This is a genomic window from Pedococcus sp. P1_H8, from assembly GCF_056405175.1.
Genome location: NZ_JBFUCP010000206.1, coordinates 1 through 468, shown reverse-complemented (window position 1 = coordinate 468; position 468 = coordinate 1). Strand labels below are relative to the sequence as shown.

At 73.3% G+C, this 468-nt stretch carries 1 pseudogene; it reads left to right on the top strand.

Annotation, left to right across the window (positions count from 1 at the left end):
- Positions 1 to 159: 159 nt before the first annotated feature.
- Positions 160 to 468, top strand: a pseudogene (locus AC1DYG_RS19610) ((4Fe-4S)-binding protein); the annotation flags it as partial.

Genomic DNA, 468 nt, shown 5'->3' with positions numbered 1-468 from the left:
GGACAAGATCCGCAACGTCGCGGCCACCGGCGCCGAGTTCTGTTGCGCCAGCGACTCGTCGTGCCTGATGCACATCGGTGGCGGCATGTCCCGGCTGCAGATGGGGACCAGGACGGTGCACCTCGCGGAGATCCTGGCGTCGGTCGGGCCGGTGACGGCATGAGGGGTGTCGCGCTCGGCCTGCCGCCGTTCCCGCCCCGCGCGCCGAGGGGCGCCGGGTTCCTGCGCGGCACCGAGACGTTCCCGGCCGCCGCGCACCACGAGCTGGCGAACGCCCAGCTGCGCCGCAACCTCGGCAAGGCCACCCACACGATCCGCGCCAAGCGCCTCGCGGTCACCGGGGAGCTGCCGGACTGGGAGGCGTTGCGGGACGCGGGATCCGCGATCAAGACCGACGTGATGAACCGGCTGCCGGAGCTGCTCGAGCAACTCGAGGCGGCGGTGATCGCGCGCGGCGGCGTCGTGCAC